At 58.7% G+C, this 16998-nt stretch carries 16 protein-coding genes and 1 pseudogene; 2 read left to right on the forward strand and 15 right to left on the reverse strand.

Features of this window, described 5'->3' with window-relative positions; genetic code table 11:
* Positions 1-2: 2 nt before the first annotated feature.
* The 4 genes from FEF26_RS01045 to FEF26_RS01060 all read right to left on the reverse strand — a co-directional run bounded on the left by FEF26_RS01045 (position 3) and on the right by FEF26_RS01060 (position 3938).
* A complete protein-coding gene (locus FEF26_RS01045) occupies positions 3-809 on the reverse strand; it encodes an ABC transporter permease (RefSeq protein ID WP_138251683.1) in 807 nt (268 codons plus the stop codon).
* Positions 810-813: 4 nt separating this feature from the next.
* On the reverse strand, positions 814-1647 hold the full coding sequence (locus tag FEF26_RS01050; protein WP_138251684.1) for an ABC transporter permease: 834 nt from the start codon (positions 1645-1647) through the stop codon (positions 814-816).
* Between the two features lie 54 nt (positions 1648-1701).
* Positions 1702-2697: a dimethylarginine dimethylaminohydrolase family protein gene (locus FEF26_RS01055; RefSeq protein WP_138251685.1), complete on the reverse strand. Its 996-nt coding sequence runs from the start codon at positions 2695-2697 to the stop codon at positions 1702-1704.
* 113 nt (positions 2698-2810) lie between these two features.
* On the reverse strand, positions 2811-3938 hold the full coding sequence (locus FEF26_RS01060; RefSeq protein ID WP_166432861.1) for an ABC transporter substrate-binding protein: 1128 nt from the start codon (positions 3936-3938) through the stop codon (positions 2811-2813).
* Between the two features lie 647 nt (positions 3939-4585).
* On the opposite strand from FEF26_RS01060, the gene FEF26_RS01065 reads away from it, so the two are divergent.
* Both FEF26_RS01065 and FEF26_RS01070 read left to right on the forward strand, forming a co-directional pair.
* Positions 4586-5122 (forward strand): IS110 family transposase, encoded by a 537-nt coding sequence (locus tag FEF26_RS01065; RefSeq protein WP_166432862.1) that lies wholly within the window; start codon positions 4586-4588, stop codon positions 5120-5122.
* Between the two features lie 103 nt (positions 5123-5225).
* Positions 5226-5351, forward strand: a pseudogene (locus tag FEF26_RS01070) (transposase); the annotation flags it as partial.
* Here the strand turns inward: FEF26_RS01070 and FEF26_RS01075 are convergent.
* From FEF26_RS01075 to FEF26_RS01125, 11 genes are all read right to left on the reverse strand, one after another.
* Positions 5350-6333: an ornithine cyclodeaminase family protein gene (locus FEF26_RS01075; RefSeq protein WP_138251688.1), complete on the reverse strand. Its 984-nt coding sequence runs from the start codon at positions 6331-6333 to the stop codon at positions 5350-5352. The pseudogene FEF26_RS01070 and the gene FEF26_RS01075 sit on opposite strands and share 2 nt — an antisense overlap.
* A gap of 155 nt (positions 6334-6488) precedes the next feature.
* On the reverse strand, positions 6489-7235 hold the full coding sequence (locus FEF26_RS01080; protein WP_138251689.1) for an SDR family NAD(P)-dependent oxidoreductase: 747 nt from the start codon (positions 7233-7235) through the stop codon (positions 6489-6491).
* A 1-nt stretch (position 7236) separates the two neighbouring features.
* Positions 7237-8088: a fumarylacetoacetate hydrolase family protein gene (locus FEF26_RS01085; RefSeq protein ID WP_138251690.1), complete on the reverse strand. Its 852-nt coding sequence runs from the start codon at positions 8086-8088 to the stop codon at positions 7237-7239.
* 63 nt (positions 8089-8151) lie between these two features.
* A complete protein-coding gene (locus FEF26_RS01090) occupies positions 8152-9489 on the reverse strand; it encodes an enolase C-terminal domain-like protein (RefSeq protein WP_138251691.1) in 1338 nt (445 codons plus the stop codon).
* Positions 9490-9531: 42 nt separating this feature from the next.
* The gene (locus tag FEF26_RS01095; RefSeq protein ID WP_138251692.1) at positions 9532-10806 is read right to left on the reverse strand and encodes a TRAP transporter large permease; all 1275 of its coding nucleotides are present in this window, start codon (positions 10804-10806) and stop codon (positions 9532-9534) included.
* Position 10807: 1 nt separating this feature from the next.
* Complete coding sequence (locus FEF26_RS01100; RefSeq protein WP_138251693.1) at positions 10808-11356, reverse strand: TRAP transporter small permease; 549 nt, start codon at positions 11354-11356, stop codon at positions 10808-10810.
* Entirely contained in the window at positions 11356-12366 is a 1011-nt protein-coding gene (locus tag FEF26_RS01105; protein ID WP_138251694.1) for a DctP family TRAP transporter solute-binding subunit, read from the reverse strand. The genes FEF26_RS01100 and FEF26_RS01105 overlap by 1 nt, the downstream gene beginning before the upstream one ends.
* Before the next feature lie 86 nt (positions 12367-12452).
* A complete protein-coding gene (locus tag FEF26_RS01110) occupies positions 12453-13508 on the reverse strand; it encodes an Ldh family oxidoreductase (protein ID WP_138251695.1) in 1056 nt (351 codons plus the stop codon).
* Positions 13501-14355 (reverse strand): GntR family transcriptional regulator, encoded by an 855-nt coding sequence (locus tag FEF26_RS01115; protein ID WP_138251696.1) that lies wholly within the window; start codon positions 14353-14355, stop codon positions 13501-13503. Before FEF26_RS01115 ends, FEF26_RS01110 begins: the two co-directional genes overlap by 8 nt.
* Entirely contained in the window at positions 14352-15530 is a 1179-nt protein-coding gene (locus tag FEF26_RS01120) for a fumarylacetoacetate hydrolase family protein (protein ID WP_341805129.1), read from the reverse strand. The genes FEF26_RS01115 and FEF26_RS01120 overlap by 4 nt, the downstream gene beginning before the upstream one ends.
* Positions 15531-15541: 11 nt before the next feature.
* Positions 15542-16981, reverse strand: coding sequence for an aldehyde dehydrogenase (NADP(+)) (locus FEF26_RS01125; protein WP_138251697.1), 1440 nt, complete (start codon positions 16979-16981; stop codon positions 15542-15544).
* Positions 16982-16998 lie beyond the last annotated feature (17 nt).

Here is a 16998-nt window from a genome sequence, read left to right on the forward strand (position 1 = left end):
GGTTACTTTCCTCCCCTTTTCTTCGCCGCTCCCCTGTTCACCGTCTGAGCGATGATCAGCAGGAACGCCATGATGACGATGATGACGGTCGATACCGCCGAGATTGTCTGGTCGTAGTTGAAATGCAGCGTGCTCCATATCTGCGTGGGTAGGGTCACGATACCGACGCCGCCCAGGAAAAGCGGAATGAGCAACTCATCGAAGGAGAGCAGGAAGCTGAACAGCGCTCCGCTAACCATGCCCGGCACCATTAGAGGCAGCACGATGCGGAAAAAAGTCATCAGCCGGGAGGCACCCAGGCTCCTCGAGGCCAACTCCAGGTTCTCACTGACTCCCTGCAGGCTTGCTGAGATCGTCACTAGCACGATGGGGAAGGTGATGATCGTATGACCCAAAACCACAGCGAAGATGTTCCCTGTCATCTGCAAACTGGAATAAAAGAAATAGAACGCAATGGCAAGCACCATCGTGGGCACAACGAGCGGAGTGATGAGTAGGATATAGGCGATATCCTTCCCCTGGAAAGTGCCACGGCTCAGCGCATAGGCGGCCAGCGTGGCGAGTGCGGTGGTGAACAGAGCAGTCAACGATCCAATCTGCAGGCTGGTGAACGTGGCCTCCATCCAGCGGCCAGAGCTGAAGTAGCGCTCATACCAGTCCAGGGTGATCCCGCTGGGAGGGAACCGCATCGACGCCGCGGTATTCACCGACATGACCATTACAGTCAGGATCGGTATCGCAATAAAACCGATAACGCCCCACATGGCGAGATGGAAGAGGAATTTGAGGAATCGATTCTCGATAAGCATCAGATCAGCGCCCTCCCCACAACAGTTTCAGCGGGACAAACCGGGAGCAGATCAGCAACGAAACCGCGGTGATCACAAGCAGCGTGGCAGCTAGTGCCGAGGCGAAAGGCCAGTTCAGAAGGTCCCGGACCTGCAGCTCAATGAGCTGGGCGATCATGACCTCGCTGCGCCCTCCGATCAACGCCGGAGTCACATAGAAACCTATCGACTGGATGAAAACAAGCAAGCAGCCTGCCAGGATACCTGGCATGCTCAGCGGCACATAGATCTTCAGGAAGGTGTAGAAGTTCCTCGCGCCCAAGCTCTTGGACGCCATAAGCACGTTGTCTGGGATGGAGCGCATCACGGCGAATAGAGGCAGCACCATATAGGGCATCAGGATATGAACCATACCGATGACCACGGCGGAGCGGTTGTAGAGCCAGGTAGAGGTGTCCTCAGTGAGGAAGCCGATGAAATAGTTCAGTACGCCGCCGTCTCCTAGGACTCCCATCCAGCCGTAGCTGCGGATGATAATTCCCAGCCACATGGACATGGCCACCACGCCGAAGAGTAACAGCGTGTACTTTGAGTAAACTGCGAAGTAGGCAAAGGGGTAGCTGATGAGCAAACTGATCAACGTCACCCAGAACGAGATCTCCAAGCTGCGCAGAAAAACCCGGAGATACAAATCGGAGTCGAATATCGCTCTATATTCGGCTAGTGTGAAGCCCCCCTCGTCGCCTTCAAAGCTGCCAGCCAACATGTTCAAGAGTGGATAGGCGTAGAAGACCGCCATAAACATGAAGACCGGCATGATGAGCCAGAGTTCAGGAGAGCGGCGCAGGAACTGCTTCACGGCGCAGACTCCTCTCTCCCCCGACGGCGTAAACTGTACTCACGGGAGTGCAGGTCAATGCACCGAATCCCGGACCAGCGGGTTGGTGGTGCAGTGAAGACCGCCACCGTTCTTCTGGACCTCGTCGTATTCCAACGGGACTACCTCGAGCCCTGCTTTGACCATCCGTTCGATGGAAACCTCAGCTTCGGCCGGAACGATGACTTTACCCGGGCTTACCGTGAGACTGTTGACGGCCCAACGTTCCTTGGGGTCGACTTCGATGCCCTGGATGCCCAAGTCCTCCATCTTCTCCAAGAACCACCAAGGGAGTCGGCCGGGGATGTACAGTGCCTTGTCGACGTCAGCCATGGTGAAGGCGCTGTCGGTATGCAGGGAATGGCCAACCAGCGGGATGATGACCAGTTCAATGCCTAAAGACTGCAGTGTGGACTCGATCTGGCGCAGGGCTTCCCAGTTGCCACGTTTGGAATGGCCCGCGTAGGCGACCGTGGGGCTGAGAAAGCCGAAACTGCCACCTTCAAAGACGCCTTCGCCGATGATGGTGCCGGCGATAGGCATGTTGAGTTCTGCCAATTTTTTCTGGACCCACTGCTCTTCGCCAAAGCGGAAAGCGGGGGCCATGCGGCAGATCACTGCGCCCCCGGGCACGGAAAACATCACGTCGCGCACGTTGGTCATGCCCCGGAAGTCATGGTCAATGTCGAGGCCCTCATCGACGTAGATGACCTCTGCCCCCTCTTCGCGGAGAATCTGGGCGAAGCTGTCGTGTTGCGCCTGCATTTTGTCCATGTCCGGCATGGCCCTATCCGGGGAGATCCAGTAACCCCTAAGATCCTTATTGACCCAGGCACCGTATTCATCTTCGAACTTGCAGACGTCAGTGTTGATGAGGTTTGTCACCTCCTGGCCGGGGCGCTTCATGAGTACGGTCCGTATCTGACCGACGTCGTTGTTCAGCCCCCAGGTACGCCCGCGCCATTGGCGCAGATAGTCAGGATCGTCGCTTCTGACCGGTTTGACCGGGAACAGCTCGTGGATGTTTTTCATGCATTGCCTCCGGCAGGGGGTCAGGATGGGCACAGGCCGTGTTCGCTCGCGAAAACATTCGCGGTCGAACACGATTCAGGAATGCGAGATGTCACAGCGTCGGCTAGGCAGACTTACTCCATCCCCAGCTTCCACTCCTCCCACTGGACGTCCATATCATCCCGGTTTTCGCCCCACCAGTCGCCGTAGTCATACTCGACCGCGTTTTCAATATTGTCCGGGTGGGTGACCATGTACTGGACCATGTCGTCGTCAACGAAATCCAAGGAATCCTCATGGACCGGACCTGCGGATACAGCGTTGGAGTAGTTCGCCTGCTGCTCCGGGGCGGAGATGAACTCGAGGAACTCGATGACCTCGTCGCTCATCTGGCCCGCCGGCACCGAGAAGAAGTCCATCGAGTAGATGGCCTCGTCCCAGACGATATCCAGCGGTGCACCGTCGAGTATGTGCGGCACCACCTGGTTGATAAAGACCTGGCCGATCACAGCTTCCTCATCCACCATCAGCTGGGCTCCCTCGGCACCTGCGCTCCAATAGGTAGCAATATCGGGGTCGATCTCACCAAGCCGGTCGAAGGATGCGTCGATGTCTGGCGGGTAAAGGGAGTCTGGTGAGATACCCATTGACATCTGGGCAGCCTCAAAGGTGCTGCGCGGCTGGTCCGGCATGGTCCGCGCCCCTGGGAAGGCTTCGGTGTCGTAGAAGTCTTCCCAGTCCTGGGGTGCTTCATCGAAGACCTCGGTGTTGTACACCTGGGCCCAACCCCAATAGTAGGCACCAACACCGTACTCGTGTTGTGCCTCCTCGGGGATACCGGAGATCAGGTCCTGATCGAAGTCATCCCACGGGATGGGATCCAGATAGTCGCCGCCCTGCATAAGGAGCTGGTCGATCTGGGTACCGTCAAAGAGGGCCACATCCCATTCCACATTGTTAGTGTCGACTTGAGAGATCAGCTGGGATCCTTCGGGCGGACTCACATCCACTACTTCAATGCCGGTGGCTTCCGTGAACGGGTCATACCAGACGTCCCGCTGGGCTTCACCTGTGGTGCCACCCCAGTTGACGACTACCAATTCTCCCTCGCCGCCGACCACCTCGGCAGATTCGTCGTTACCTGAACCCCCGTTATCAGCATCACCCCCATTGCCATTTTCGACTGCGTCTTCAGCATCGTCACATGCGGCAATCAGCAGCAGAACCGCTACCGCAGGGATGGCCGCGTACGTCTTCTTCATGTGGCCCCTTAGTGTCTGCCCAATTGTCGAGTGCGTCATTAATTGCTTTACCGGCGCGAGCGGCAGAAGCATGGGACTTATCAAACATGGTGAGTGTTTCGGAAACGTAAACAGAAAGTAAGGCACCCTTTACATCTTCTAGGTACAACTATCATTAATGAGGGACGATCTTTCATTACCACCCCGTCCTGATCAATCAGATGCAACGGCTGCTCTCAAGAGAGGATGTCAAAGAGATTCTGCAGTCCGTTCGATAGCATGATGTAGCCAATCCACGCGATGTTGGACGCTTGGTACCGAGGACGATCCCAGCAGCTAATTCCCAAATCGTGGAAGGGAGCCGAAATCATGGTTCTGCGGCACGCAGTCTCGTGCCCCACACCCGTCTTAGCGCTCTGGACCAGAATCATCATTGTCCAAAGCCATGCCAGTAAGAAATTGGCAATAGAAGAATCTTTGTCAAGTCCTTCAACTATGTGTTCTAGTTCCCCATCTCCACTCAGCGGACGAATGACGAATACCGGCGAAGATTCGTCGCGGGTGCTGAGATAGACGCACACTTATTGCGCCGCGCGGAGAACGCGGTCTGCCAGATAGCTTTCAAATGTCCGCCTCTTCCAGTGCGGCCCGAAAAGCTAGATGGGCGTGTGCAGCCAACTATCATTGGGCCTCTCGTCGCACCGGGGGCAGACCTGGAGGCTCTCTGGGTAGCTGAAGGCGCGGGAAGCTATGGTGCCCAGCTGGCCCGAGCCGCCTCAGCAACGGGATATCAAGTCGTCGAGGCTTCTCCTATGCTGCGCCGCGGCAGAGGCGCCGAAGGAAAGTCTGACGCGATTGATGCTCGTCATATCGCCACCGCCACACTGACTCTGACCACAGATCAGTTACGACATCGACACCGAGAAGACGGCACCAGGGCAGCGGTGCAGGTGCTGCTGACTTCCCGGGACCATCTCACCAACGAACGCACCAGGCCAGTGAATGCTCTGACTGCGCTGCGGCGGATCAACGCCCTCGGCATCGATGCTCGTAAGCCGCTTGGAGCTGCGAAAATCACTGAAGTCGTACGTTGGAGGACCCGGGGCGAGAAACCTTCAGCGGCCGTAGCTCGCGCGGAGGCGGTCCGTCTGGCCAAGCGAATCCACGCCACCGATACCGAACTCAAGAAAACCATGCTCATCTGACTGAGTTCGTGGCCGCAAGTCCCGCTGCGGCCTCTTCGACTGGACCGGGGTCGGCCCAGTGACTGCGGCCAAAGCACTGGTGGTCTAGTCCCACCCCGGACGCATTAAGAACGAGGCCGCCTTCGCAGCGATCGCCGGAGTCAACCCGATCCCTGCGGCCTCCGGCAACACGGTTCGGTACCGCCTTAACCGTCGCGGGGACCGGCAGCTCAATCGTGCGCTCAACGTCATCTGATGCCACCGCTATTGCGTACGTCCTCCCCGTGCACATCTGCCGGCAGGTTGATGGCTCGTACGACGGCCAGATCCTGCCAAGACATACCTGTGCCTTTGAAGACATTCGGCTTATCTTCCCGTCGTCGAACTGTGCCTCGCACCAGCGCACTGAGGTCATGGAAGTTACGTCCCTCAGGGACGATGAAGCCTTCTTCTGCGGCGAGGATGATGTCGCCCGCTTCCCGGAAAGCCGTATCCCGGTCCTCAACGAAGACCTCTGAACGGCCCAATAGTTCTCCCGGCAGCTCCCGACGTGTGGGCTCATGAGACCCAATGGCGGCAACACAGGCACCATTCCCGACGAGGTCATGGGCAAACAACGGCGAGGCAGCGGAAGTAGCGCACACGACGATGTCCGCCTTCTCGACATCCTGGATGCGCCCCGGAGCAGCGTCATGGCCGCGGGCAGCCAAGTCATTCAAAGCCCCCCGAGTTTTTTCCGGGGTCCGGCCGACCAGTCGAATGTCGGAAAGTGGACGGATTAGGGTCATCGCAACAATGTGCTCCACGGCCTGGGGGCCAGTACCGAAGACCACCATACGCTCAGCATCTTCGGCAGCAAGCTGGTCACACGCCACCGCTGTGACCGCTGGTGTGCGCAGGGCGGTCAGCACACCTCCATCTAGCACGGCCCGGGGCGTTAGTGTCTCCGAATCCAACAGCAGATACAGAGCCTGAATGCGAGGCGCACCGCGCGCGGGGTTGCCCGGTGTCACAGTCGCAATCTTCACTCCCACCGCGTCCCCCAGAATCGAGGGCATCAGCAACAAGTGTCCTTCTCCCGCCGGGACATGTGAGCGAGCGGGATCCTCGGCAGGGTCGAAGTCTGACAGCAGAGCACTCTCGATCAACCGACGCGCTTGGTCTGGACCAATCTGGCGCCGAACCTCCGCAGCAGAGAGGAAGGGCAGGGCAGGTGTATCAGCTTTACTCAATGGGCTTTTCCTCTTCTGTCGCTGAAGATGATCGCACACACGACTCCGATGCTAGGTACATTTGGTCTCTTCAAATGAACCGTACATAGCGGGTCTTGCTGATTCGGCAGTAACTTCCACCAATACTCTCACTACCCCGCATGGTGGGTCAGGGCTTAGTCAGGACGCAGCCTGAGGGCCTCCATGCCGCCGTCTACAGGCAGACAGACGCCGACTGTGGAACGGTTTTCTGGGTCTGCCAGGTACGCCACGGCTCTGGCCACCTCCGCGGCACTGACCAACCTGCGGTGCGGCTGGCGCGATTCAAGAGCGGCACGTTCCTCTTCAGGCGCGTCAGACTGTTCAAGCAACCTTTGAATCCATGGAGTGTCCGCCGTGCCAGGGGCTACGCAGTTGACCCGAATCCCTTCGCGCACATGATCAGCGGCCATGGCTTTGGTCATGGCCATAACCGCCCCCTTAGTCGCTGAGTAGAGCACGCGCTGAGGTAATCCCGCCAGCGAAGCGACAGAGGCAGTATTCGTGATGGATGCGGCTGAAGATTCTCGTAGGTGGGGCAGAGCGGCTCGGGAAACCCGCGCCATGCCCACCACATTCACCTCCCACGCACGACTCCACTCGGCATCGGAATTTGCTGAAACATCACCTTGTGCGCCGATACCAGCATTATTGACGACTACATCTAGTCGGCCGAAGCGCGCTGCAGCAGCGGCCACGGCAGCCTCCACCGAGTCAGTGTCAGCAAGATCGCATTCCTGCCAGTAGTGATCGGGGTGTGATTGGACAACGTCTAAGACAGTGACATCTGCACCCTCTCGGGAGAGCAGCTCGGCGACAGCCGCACCGATACCTGAAGCCCCGCCGGTGACGAGCGCCGCGAGACCTTCGAAACGTGCTGACATACTATTTCCTCCATGCTCGATAGGTCTGGCGCTGCCGGCCGAGGCCGTCGATCTCAACCTCCACCACATCTCCGGGTTTGAGATAGCTAAACCGGCCGGAGACCGCTACGCCCTCGGGTGTTCCCGTCGATAGGACATCGCCGGGTTCCAGCTGCATGTACTGGGACAGATCGTAGACGATCTCGGCGCAGCTAAATATCATGTCTGAGGTCCGCGAATTCTGGCGCGGCTCACCGTTCACCCAAGACCGAAGGCCCAAATCAGCGGGGTCCAACTCATCACCGGTGACGATCCATGGCCCCAACGGCATATAGCCTGGGCTGCACTTACCTTTGCTCCACTGGCCGCCAGAGACCTCGAGCTGAAAGTGCCGCTCGGAGAGATCGTTGGCCAACACGTAGCCTCCGATGTGCTGGGCAGCAGCATCCACTGACTCGCAGTATGCGGTGGTCTTGCCAATAACTATTCCCAGCTCTACCTCCCAGTCGGTCTTCTCTGAGCCGCGGGCTATAGTCACATCATCGTTGGGGCCGGCGATAGTATTCGGCGTCTTCAGAAAGACAATCGGATTTTCCGGGGGCTCAGCGCCGGATTCAGCGGCATGGGCGGCATAGTTCTGACCGATGCAGATCACCGCTGAGGACGACGCAACCGGAGATCCGTAACGCACCTGCTCAGCCAGCTCAATGGGAGTCAAACGGCCCTCTTCAGCAAGCTTCTGGAGCTTCTGCACTCCACCTGCCGCCCAAAAACTCGGTCCAAAATCTCCTACGGTAGAGGCGTCATAGAGGACGCCGTCAATCTCAGCGACCGGAATTTCTTGACCGGTTTCACCGCGACGGGTTAACTTCATATCAGCTCCTTGGGCTATGGGGTCCGCAATGCATGTTGGCACTCAGTGAGGTGCCAGTCTCGCTCAGTGATGCTTGTGCTCGGCACCGGAGACCGCCGCCCGGCCGCCGACTTCCTGCCAACCTTCACCTTCGGGAAATGTCCATTGCGCACGCGAGTTGGCATGCATCTCTGCGCCGATCCCTGGCTTCTTGGGCGCCTGGTATCGGGCGTTGCGGATCACCACCGGCTCGGCGAAGTGCTCGTGAAGGTGATCCACATACTCGATGTATCTGTTCTCGAAGCTTCCTGAGACTGCGGCGTAATCAAAGAAGGAGAAATGCTGAACCAGTTCACACAACCCCACGCCGCCAGCGTGCGGGCACACCGGGATATCGAATTTTTTCGCCAACAACAGATTCGCCAAGTTCTCGTTGACACCGGCGACCCGAGTCGAATCGATCTGCAGCACATCGATTGCTTGAGCTTGCAAAAGCTGCTTAACAATAATCCGGTTGTGGACCGCCTCGCCTGTGGCAACTTTCATCGGTGAGATCGCCTTGCGGATAGTGGCATGACCGAGCACGTCATCGGTGCTCGTCGCTTCCTCGATCCACCACGGGTTGAATTCGGAGAGCTGCTGCAGCCATTCGATTGCGTCGGGCACATCCCAGCGTTGATTCGCGTCGATCGCGACCTTGATGTCTTCACCGACAGCTTCTCTAACGATCCTCATTCGACGCCGATCACTCTCGACCTCGCCCCCGACTTTGAGCTTGATGAGGTCGAAGCCGTTGTCCACAGCCTCTTTGCTGAGCCGGACCATTTTCTCATCGCTGTAACCCAACCAGCCTGGTGACGTGGTGTACGCCGGAAATCCGTCCTGCTCCAGTTCACGCAGCCGCTCTTCCTTACCCCGTTGGCCTGCCTGAAGGATCTCCAGGGCTTCCTGCGGTGAGAGCGCATCGGAAATATGGGTGAAGTCGATAGCTCTGACGATCTCCTCAGGGGAAAGCTCCGCGAGATACCTCCACAGCGGCTTGCCCTCCCGGCGGGCGGCTATATCCCACAGCGCATTGATCACAGCTCCAGCCGCCATGTGGCTCACGCCCTTTTCTGGGCCCAACCAGCGCATTTGGGAGTCGTGGACCAAAAGTCGCGATGCCGCGCCCAAGTCGGCGACTAGGTCATCCAACTCACGTCCTACGAGAAGTTCTCCATACGATTCGATGGCGCTGACAATCACCTCATTGCCTCGTCCGCAGGAGAAGACGAAGCCGTGGCCCACTTCACCGTTATCGGCTGTCACCATCACATAGGCAGCCGAGTAATCGGGGTCCACGTTGACCGCATCGGATCCATCAAGCTCCAACGAAGTGGGGAAACGGACATCCTGTACCGTCACGTTACTGATAATAGGCATATAGTGTTCCTTTCGAGAAGTAAAGGTATTTATTGTTCTTTTTTAGCTTATTATGCTCGGGAGCCAGGTGCTGAAGAACGGGAAGAACGTGATCAGGACCAGGACCAGCAGAAGGATCCCGTAGAAGGGCGCGACGCCGCGGATCACCTTGGTCACCGAGTAGTTCGTCACCGACGACAGCACATAGAGCACCAGTCCTACAGGTGGTGTGAGGAGCCCAAGCATGAGATTGAAGATGACGATCACAGCCACATGTAGCGGCTCGAGACCGAACATGGTCGCGACCGGGGATAGAACGGGCACCAGGATGAGAATCGCAGCTGTCGGCTCCAGAACGGCGCCCACAATGAGCAGGGCGATGTTCAGCAGGATCAGAAACGCGATCGGGTTAGTGGTGATTTCGAAGATCAGGTCGGCGACTACTTGGGGGGCCTGCTCTCGGGAGAGCACCCAACCGAACAGTGCCGCTGCGCATACGATCAGCAGCACCGAACCGCCAGTCTCAACGGAATTGGTCAATGCCCGTTTGAGCTGGTGCCACTTGATGGAGCGGTAGCAGAGCGCCAACAGCAGCATATATAGGACGGCCACCCCGGCTGCCTCCGTCGGAGTGAAGAAACCGCCGAGGATGCCGCCCAACACAATCACTGCAGTACCGAAGCTCGGCAGAGCCGTCAGCACCGGCATCCACCGTTCGCGACCGCTCACCCGCTCCAAACGCAGATCATCCCGCTTACGCAGCTTCAAAAACACGACCACGCAGAGCGCAAACATCAGCAGCAGCGCCGGGATGATTCCCGCTACGAAGAGCGCGCCGACCGAGATCCCGGCAGTGACCGCGTAAATAATGGCTGGAATCGACGGCGGCAGAATGGGCGCGATCAGCGACGACGACGCGGTGAGACCCAGGGTGAAGCCCTCCGGATATCCACGCTTGACCATCGCCGGGACCTGGACTCGGCCCATAGCGGCTGCATCGGAGATTGCCGCCCCCGACATCCAGGCAAAACCGAAGCTCGTGGCCACGTTGACATATCCGAGGCTTCCGCGGAGGCGTCCGAAAATCGCCGTTGCGGCATCAAAGAGCCTGTCCGAGATGCCGGAGACATTGGCGATGTTGCCCATCAGGATGAACAGGGGCACCGCCAACAGGGGAAAGGTATTGACCCCCGACATGGTCTGCTGGGCCGCCGTTCCCAGACCGACAGTGGCATCAATCAAGATATAGACCAGCGACGGCACCAACAAGGCGATCGCAGCCGGTACACGCAGGAGCAGCAGCACCAACAGAGCCATGACCATCAGAAGTAGCGTCATATCACAAACCTGCCGTTTCGATTTCTTTTTCCCCGGCAAATTGGCGGGGGTGACGCAACGCCAGAGCAAGGTTCAGCGAGGAGTGGATGGCAATCAGTGCAAACCCGATCGGCAGAGCGGAGTACACAAACCGAAGGGGAAGTCCCGTCCCGGGGGACGAGACATTCCACGTGCTTTGGACCATGAGAATCCCCCCGATGACCATCGCCACGCTGACCGCGATCATCACCAAGTAGGCAAAGGCCTCGATCCCTGCGACGAGCTTTCCGGTGCTCCCTCCGCTGTAGAGCTGCACGATAATGTGCTTACGCCTCGCGGAGACGAAAGCCGCAGCCGCAAAGGTGAACCAGATGAAGGTGAATCGTGCCAGTTCTTCGGTTCCACTGATTGGTGCGCTGAAGCCGTGCCGCGCGGTGACCTGAATAATGATGAGCAGGAACAGCGTCACCAGCAGCAGCATCGCCAGGATCTGCTCAACCCGGACCAAGCCCCGGTAGATCACAGATTTCGATTCTAGGAACTGTTCGTCCTGAGGCCCCACCGTCGTCATTAGTCTTCCTGGATCTCGAGGTAGATATCGCCCCACTCGAACTCATTCGGAATGAGCTCAGCAGCGCGCTCTCGGAAGTGGTCGGTATCGACACCATCGTTGATCTCGATCTCGCCGCTTTCTTCCCATTCCTCCAGGTAAGATTCCTCTTCGTCTTCGATGCATTCGCGCACCTCGTCTGCGGCCTCCTGCGAGGCATCGCGCAGTGCCTGCTGCTGGTCATCCGGCAGACCGGAGAGTGCCTCTTCATTGCCTACCACCATGACCCCTTGGATCACATGGTCAGTCAGGTTGATGTAGTCCTGAACCTCTTCGAAGCTGTTGCTGGCGATCGTTGGTATGGGATTCTCTTGACCGTCGATCGTTCCCTGCTGGAGGCCGAGGTACACCTCGCCCAACGCCATGGAGGTCGGGGATCCGCCCAGGATCTCAGCCATCGTCTGGTACAACGGTGCCTCTGGGACTCGGAGAGTTTGGCCAGAAAGGTCATCAGATGTCGTCACCTCGACATCAGAAGTGACCTGACGGGTGCCGTAGTACCAGGACGAGATGACATCCAGGCCTGAGGATTCACGCAGATCGCCCCAGATGTCCTCAGCAATTTCGCCGTTCAGGGTCTCCTCGAAATGATCGACGTCGGAGAACAGGTAGGTGGCATCAAACAGCTCTGCGTTTTCCTCCCACACACCCAGGAAGGAGGGGCCAGCCACCGCAAGGTCCAATGCGCCAGACTGGACCTGCTCGAGAAGCTCCTCCTCATTTCCGAGTTGCCCCGCGGCGTAGGAATTAATCTGAAGTCCGGAGTCCTCCATCGCGTCATTGATGGCTGGGACACCACAGGTCTCCACCGGGTGGTCCGGATCATAGACGTGAGCGAAGCGCAGTTCGTCACTGTCTGCGGCCTCGGCCTCACCATCGTCGACCTCTGCCTCATCACCGACGCAGGCAGTCAGGCCCAAAGCAATGGCTGCACCGGCAGCCAGGAATGTCGTGGCTCGTGAGTTTTTCATGGTGTTCTCCTTTGAACTAGTGGTTGCAATATTCGATTTTTCAAAGCCGTGAGTATTGCGAAATCGCTTTAAACCTGAAGAGACGATCAGGAGAGCGTGGGTGCGGCGACTTTCCAGCGTGCTGCGGCGCTGCGCAGCAGCTCCGCTGTGCTGGGACTGAGATCTATGTACGCGGAGTACTTGTCTCGGTTGCGTGCCTCGAGGTCTCCAGGCGCGAAGACTTTCTCCCCAGAGGTGCGGACCCTGTCACGCAGCTGCGTGAAGCGATCACGGGTGTGTTCCACCCCACCGAAGAACTCTGGGTTGATAGCAAAGAGTGTGTGTCCTACATTCATTCTTGAACGCGGATCAACCCAGATATCGACTGTCTCGTAGGCGTACGACGCCTGGCTGAGCGCGGCCGAGAGCCCCTCGAGGGCGATCGAGAGTCCGGAGCCTTTATGGCCGCCAAATGCAGTCAATGCGCCGTCGAGAGCCTTCTGCGGATCAGTGGTGGAGGCTCCCTGAGAATCGACCGCCCATCCCTCAGGAAGCGCGGTGTTCGAGTTTCGCGCGGCAATGACCTTTCCGTAGGCGCCGGTGCTGGTTGCCATGTCCACCGTCATACTGTGTCCATCTGCTGTGGGCATACCGATCGACAGCGGGTTGGTCCCCAATACCTTGCCTGATCCTCCGAATGCCGCAACTGCAGGTCCTGTAGTGGAACTGGCCATTCCGATGTAGCCGTGTTCAGCAAGCTTGTCCACCCAAAAGGCGCCCGCACCAAAGTGCACACTGTTCTGCACCGACACCACAGTGCACGCGGTCCGACCGAGCTCCTCGACGCTGAAACGCACCGCCTCCTGCATAGCGACTTGGCCGAATGCGCCGTCCGCATCAAGCAGGCCCCCTCCCGGCGACTGGCGAATCCAACTCATCTGCGGGGAGGTGTTGATACCTCCGGCTGCGGCCGCCTCCGCGTAGAGCGGCAGACGAAGAAGGCCATGGGAGGCGATTCCACTCCTGTCTGCGAAGACGAGGTTCTCTGCCGTGATGGCAGCATCCTCGGCGCGAGCTCCGACCTCGGTAAGGACTCGGCGAGCAAAGTCTTCTGCCTCTGCAACAGAGATCTGCCGGGTTTCTTCGACCGAATTCTCAGTCATGACGCCTCCCTAAGGTGCCGTCCGAACCTGTTGACTGGCTCGGAGCTGGCACGTGATTGGTCTGGCCGGAACCTGGTGCGCCCAAAACGTGAGAACGCACAGCTCCGAGGCTGGTCAACGTGTCTTTTCCCCGCACACCGAGGGAGAATCTGTCCATGGCGGCGAAGAGGTGTGCTCGCATGGCCTCTTCGGCTGCGTGCGGATCAGCCCGGCTGATAGCTTCGGCAATCACCTTGTGCTCCTCAATCGTGTGTGTGCCGTCCAAATCCGCCGGGTAGAGACGGAAGAGATGGAGGTGAGCATGCAGCTGGCGAAAAGCATTGTGGAGGAACGAATTCCCGACGGCGTAGAAGATCATGTCGTGGAAGGCGACATCGTGGGAAGCTAACGCGTACCCTTCGTTCTTTCGCTCATTTAGCGCAACGAATCGGTCAATTTCAGCGAGCATCTCCCGGCCAGGGTTCGACGCTCGGTCATTTGCAGCAGCGCTGGCGGACCACGGTTCCAGAAGCAGCCGCACTTCGATCAGCTCTCGAAGCTGACCCTCGTCCAGAAGAGGGCTTGTCCAGAGGCCTCGCGGTTTCTTACCGACCACCAACTTGTCACCCTCAAGGCGCTGCAGCGCTTCACGCACCGGAGTTTGAGAAACACCAAGTTCACGAGCCAACTTGTCAATGTTGAGCTTCGTGTCCGGTGGTATGGCCTTGGAGAGGATCATTGCTTTGATCCGGTCATAGGGCGGCTGGGTCTCCCGCTGGACCCTGCTCGTCTCACCCTCGGCCTGTCCAGGTTCGACGAACGGAATCTGATGTCCATCGCTTTCCCCGACTTGGGAACCACCGGTCATGGCTTCTCTCGCGACTGTTCGAGCCGGGCGATGTCACGGCAGAGGCTGCGGATCCCGTATGTCCACGGGGGCAGTTCCTCTGTCTTTCCGACCTGATTGACCAATGATCCGAGCTTGTCGGTGGCGATGGTGACGATGTCGCCGACCTTGTGAGTGAATCCTTCCCCCGGAACGTCTCGGTCCTGCTTGGGAGCGAACAGTGTTCCCGTGAAGAGGACGAATCCGTCTGGGTACTGGTGGTGATCTCCTCGGGTTGCTTCGACAAGATCATCAAAGGTTCGGCTCAGCGCTGAGACCACGTTCATTCCGTTGAGCGTGTACCCCTCGGGACCATCCACGGTGAGCGATATCTCCAGCTGGTGAGCGTCCTGAAGACTGAAGGCATCATCGATGAGCCGGATGAATGGCCCAATAGCTGTTGACCGATTGTTGTCCTTAGCCATCCCCAATAGGAGGGCGCTTCTGCCCTCTACATCGCGCAGATTCACATCATTGCCGAGAGTGACACCTACCGTGCGACCCTGCGAGTCAACGACCAGAACCAGCTCCGGTTCGGGGTTGTTCCACGAGGAGAACGCTGGGATGCCAATTGAGCTTCCGCTGCCCACGGCTGCCAGCACCGGGGCTTTGGTGAACACCTCGGGATCTGGCCCGAGGCCGACTTCTAGGTATTGTGACCACCAATTGCGTTCCAGAAGTGCCTGCTTGACGGCTTCGGCCTCTTTACCGCCCGGTACGACAGTGGCGAGGTCGACGCCGAGCTCACTCTGCATTTGTTCTCGGACCTTCGCTGCAGCGCTGGGATCTCCACCACTGCGTTCCTCTATGACGCGTTCAATCATGGAACCGACGAAAGTGACCCCACAGGCCTTGATGACTTGGGCGTCCAAGGGAGCCAGGAGCATCGGCACATTTGAGTTCCCCTGACTCTCCAGATAGATATCTTCGACGTTCCACGTGGGGCGGTCCTGCCGCAACTGTGAAAGGTGCCCATTGAGATCTTGGAGCTCCAGGAGATCTGCGGTGGTCGAAGCAAGGGAGGATGCGTCCCAGACCTTGCCGTCCGCGTAGAGCACGGGCACAGGCAGTTCGCGGGACGGATCCCATACCCGGCCAATGTAGATACCAGAGGTATCAGCTGGAAGAACGTCGGAGATCGTGTGATTCATCGTCATTGGGGGTTGCCTCAGTTCTTCCAGTTGCCATCGACCCGGCGACGCAGACCCAGCGGATTATTGTCTTGGAGAGCCTCCGGCAGGTCCGCTTCGGCGAAGTCTTGGTAGGCCACGGCCCGCAGGAATCGGGAGACGGCCGCAGTGCCGACTGAGGTGCCCAGTGTTGTTGTCGCCGGGTATGGACCGCCGTGGTGCTGTGCGTAGGAGACAGTCACCCCGGTAGGCCAGCCGTTCTTCAGCAGGCGGCCGCACCGCTGGGCGAGGGCAGCCATGAGCTGATCAATGTTCTCTTCAGACTCGGCGTGAATTGTTCCCGTCAGTTGGCCTGGCAGATGGTCAAGCACGCCCAGCAGCTCCTCCGAGCTTTCATAGCTGATCACGACGGCCGCGGGACCGAACATTTCGGTGTGCAGGACTTCGGCGTCCGGGGCAAGCTCCCCAGCCCGAGCGTGGAAGACTGTCGGCTCCGGCGGGTCCGCACTAGCGCTGTCATTGCCGGAGATCCGCTCGACGCCCGCGATCTCGGCAACGTGCCGCCGGGACTCTGTAAAGCCTTCGGCGATGCGGTCATTAAGCATCTTTCCAGGCAGTTCAACGCCTTGGAGAGATTCGGCGACTGCGTCCTTTACCTGCTCTGCCACCACAGTCGGCACAAATACCAGCCCAGGCTTGGTGCAGAACTGTCCGATTCCCATGGTCATTGAACCGACGAAGCCCTCGGCTATTTCACCACCCCTGGCCTGCCATGCCTGCTCGGTGATCACCACCGGGTTGATGGATCCAAGCTCACCGTAGAACGGAATCGGCTCCGGACGGGATGCTGCCCGGTCGAACAGCGCACGCCCTCCCGGAACAGAACCCGTGAATCCGATGGCTTTCACTTTCGGGTGCTCCACCATCTGGATACCGGCTTCACGGCCAGTGATCGCTGAGAACATTCCCTCCGGGGCGCCAGCCTTCTGCAGGCCCTCGATGATGATCTGGGCCGTCAGTTCGCCAAGTTCAACGTGGCCCCCATGAATCTTGTGCACTACCGGGCAGCCCGCAGCCCACGCGGAAGCTGTGTCGCCGCCAGCAACGGAGAACGCAAATGGGAAGTTCGAAGCCCCGAATACCCCTACGACGCCGATCGGCACGTTGAGGCGGCGGATATCTGGCCGAGGACCCATACCCCAATCAGGGTCATGATGGTCAACAGTGGCATCCAGGAATTCACCTCGCCGCACCTCGTCTGCAAGCAGCTTCAGCTGGAAGACGGTTCGAGTCAGCTCGTTATTGAGGCGAGCCGCGGGCAGGTTGGTGTCCTTCTGACCAACCTCCACGAGTCGCTCACGATGGTCTTCGAGGGCATCAGCTGCCGCATCAAGCCAACCAGCACGCTCCTCGAGTCCATGGTCCTGGATCGCAAGAAACGCCTCATGGGCTTTCGTCACTTTCGAATCGACTGACATGTGTTTTCACCTTTCGC

The organism is Nesterenkonia salmonea (genome assembly GCF_005771525.1).
Classification (GTDB): Bacteria; Actinomycetota; Actinomycetes; order Actinomycetales; family Micrococcaceae; genus Nesterenkonia; species Nesterenkonia salmonea.

Coding starts and splice junctions, on each gene's coding strand:
- FEF26_RS01045 (WP_138251683.1), bottom strand. CDS start 809: ATGCTTATCGAGAATCGATTCCTCAAATTCCTCTTCCATCTCGCCATG.
- FEF26_RS01055 (WP_138251685.1), bottom strand. CDS start 2,697: ATGAAAAACATCCACGAGCTGTTCCCGGTCAAACCGGTCAGAAGCGAC.
- FEF26_RS01060 (WP_166432861.1), bottom strand. CDS start 3,938: ATGAAGAAGACGTACGCGGCCATCCCTGCGGTAGCGGTTCTGCTGCTG.
- FEF26_RS01080 (WP_138251689.1), bottom strand. CDS start 7,235: ATGTCAGCACGTTTCGAAGGTCTCGCGGCGCTCGTCACCGGCGGGGCT.
- FEF26_RS01085 (WP_138251690.1), bottom strand. CDS start 8,088: ATGAAGTTAACCCGTCGCGGTGAAACCGGTCAAGAAATTCCGGTCGCT.
- FEF26_RS01090 (WP_138251691.1), bottom strand. CDS start 9,489: ATGCCTATTATCAGTAACGTGACGGTACAGGATGTCCGTTTCCCCACT.
- FEF26_RS01095 (WP_138251692.1), bottom strand. CDS start 10,806: ATGACGCTACTTCTGATGGTCATGGCTCTGTTGGTGCTGCTGCTCCTG.
- FEF26_RS01100 (WP_138251693.1), bottom strand. CDS start 11,356: ATGACGACGGTGGGGCCTCAGGACGAACAGTTCCTAGAATCGAAATCT.
- FEF26_RS01105 (WP_138251694.1), bottom strand. CDS start 12,366: ATGAAAAACTCACGAGCCACGACATTCCTGGCTGCCGGTGCAGCCATT.
- FEF26_RS01110 (WP_138251695.1), bottom strand. CDS start 13,508: ATGACTGAGAATTCGGTCGAAGAAACCCGGCAGATCTCTGTTGCAGAG.
- FEF26_RS01115 (WP_138251696.1), bottom strand. CDS start 14,355: ATGACCGGTGGTTCCCAAGTCGGGGAAAGCGATGGACATCAGATTCCG.
- FEF26_RS01120 (WP_341805129.1), bottom strand. CDS start 15,530: ATGACGATGAATCACACGATCTCCGACGTTCTTCCAGCTGATACCTCT.
- FEF26_RS01125 (WP_138251697.1), bottom strand. CDS start 16,981: ATGTCAGTCGATTCGAAAGTGACGAAAGCCCATGAGGCGTTTCTTGCG.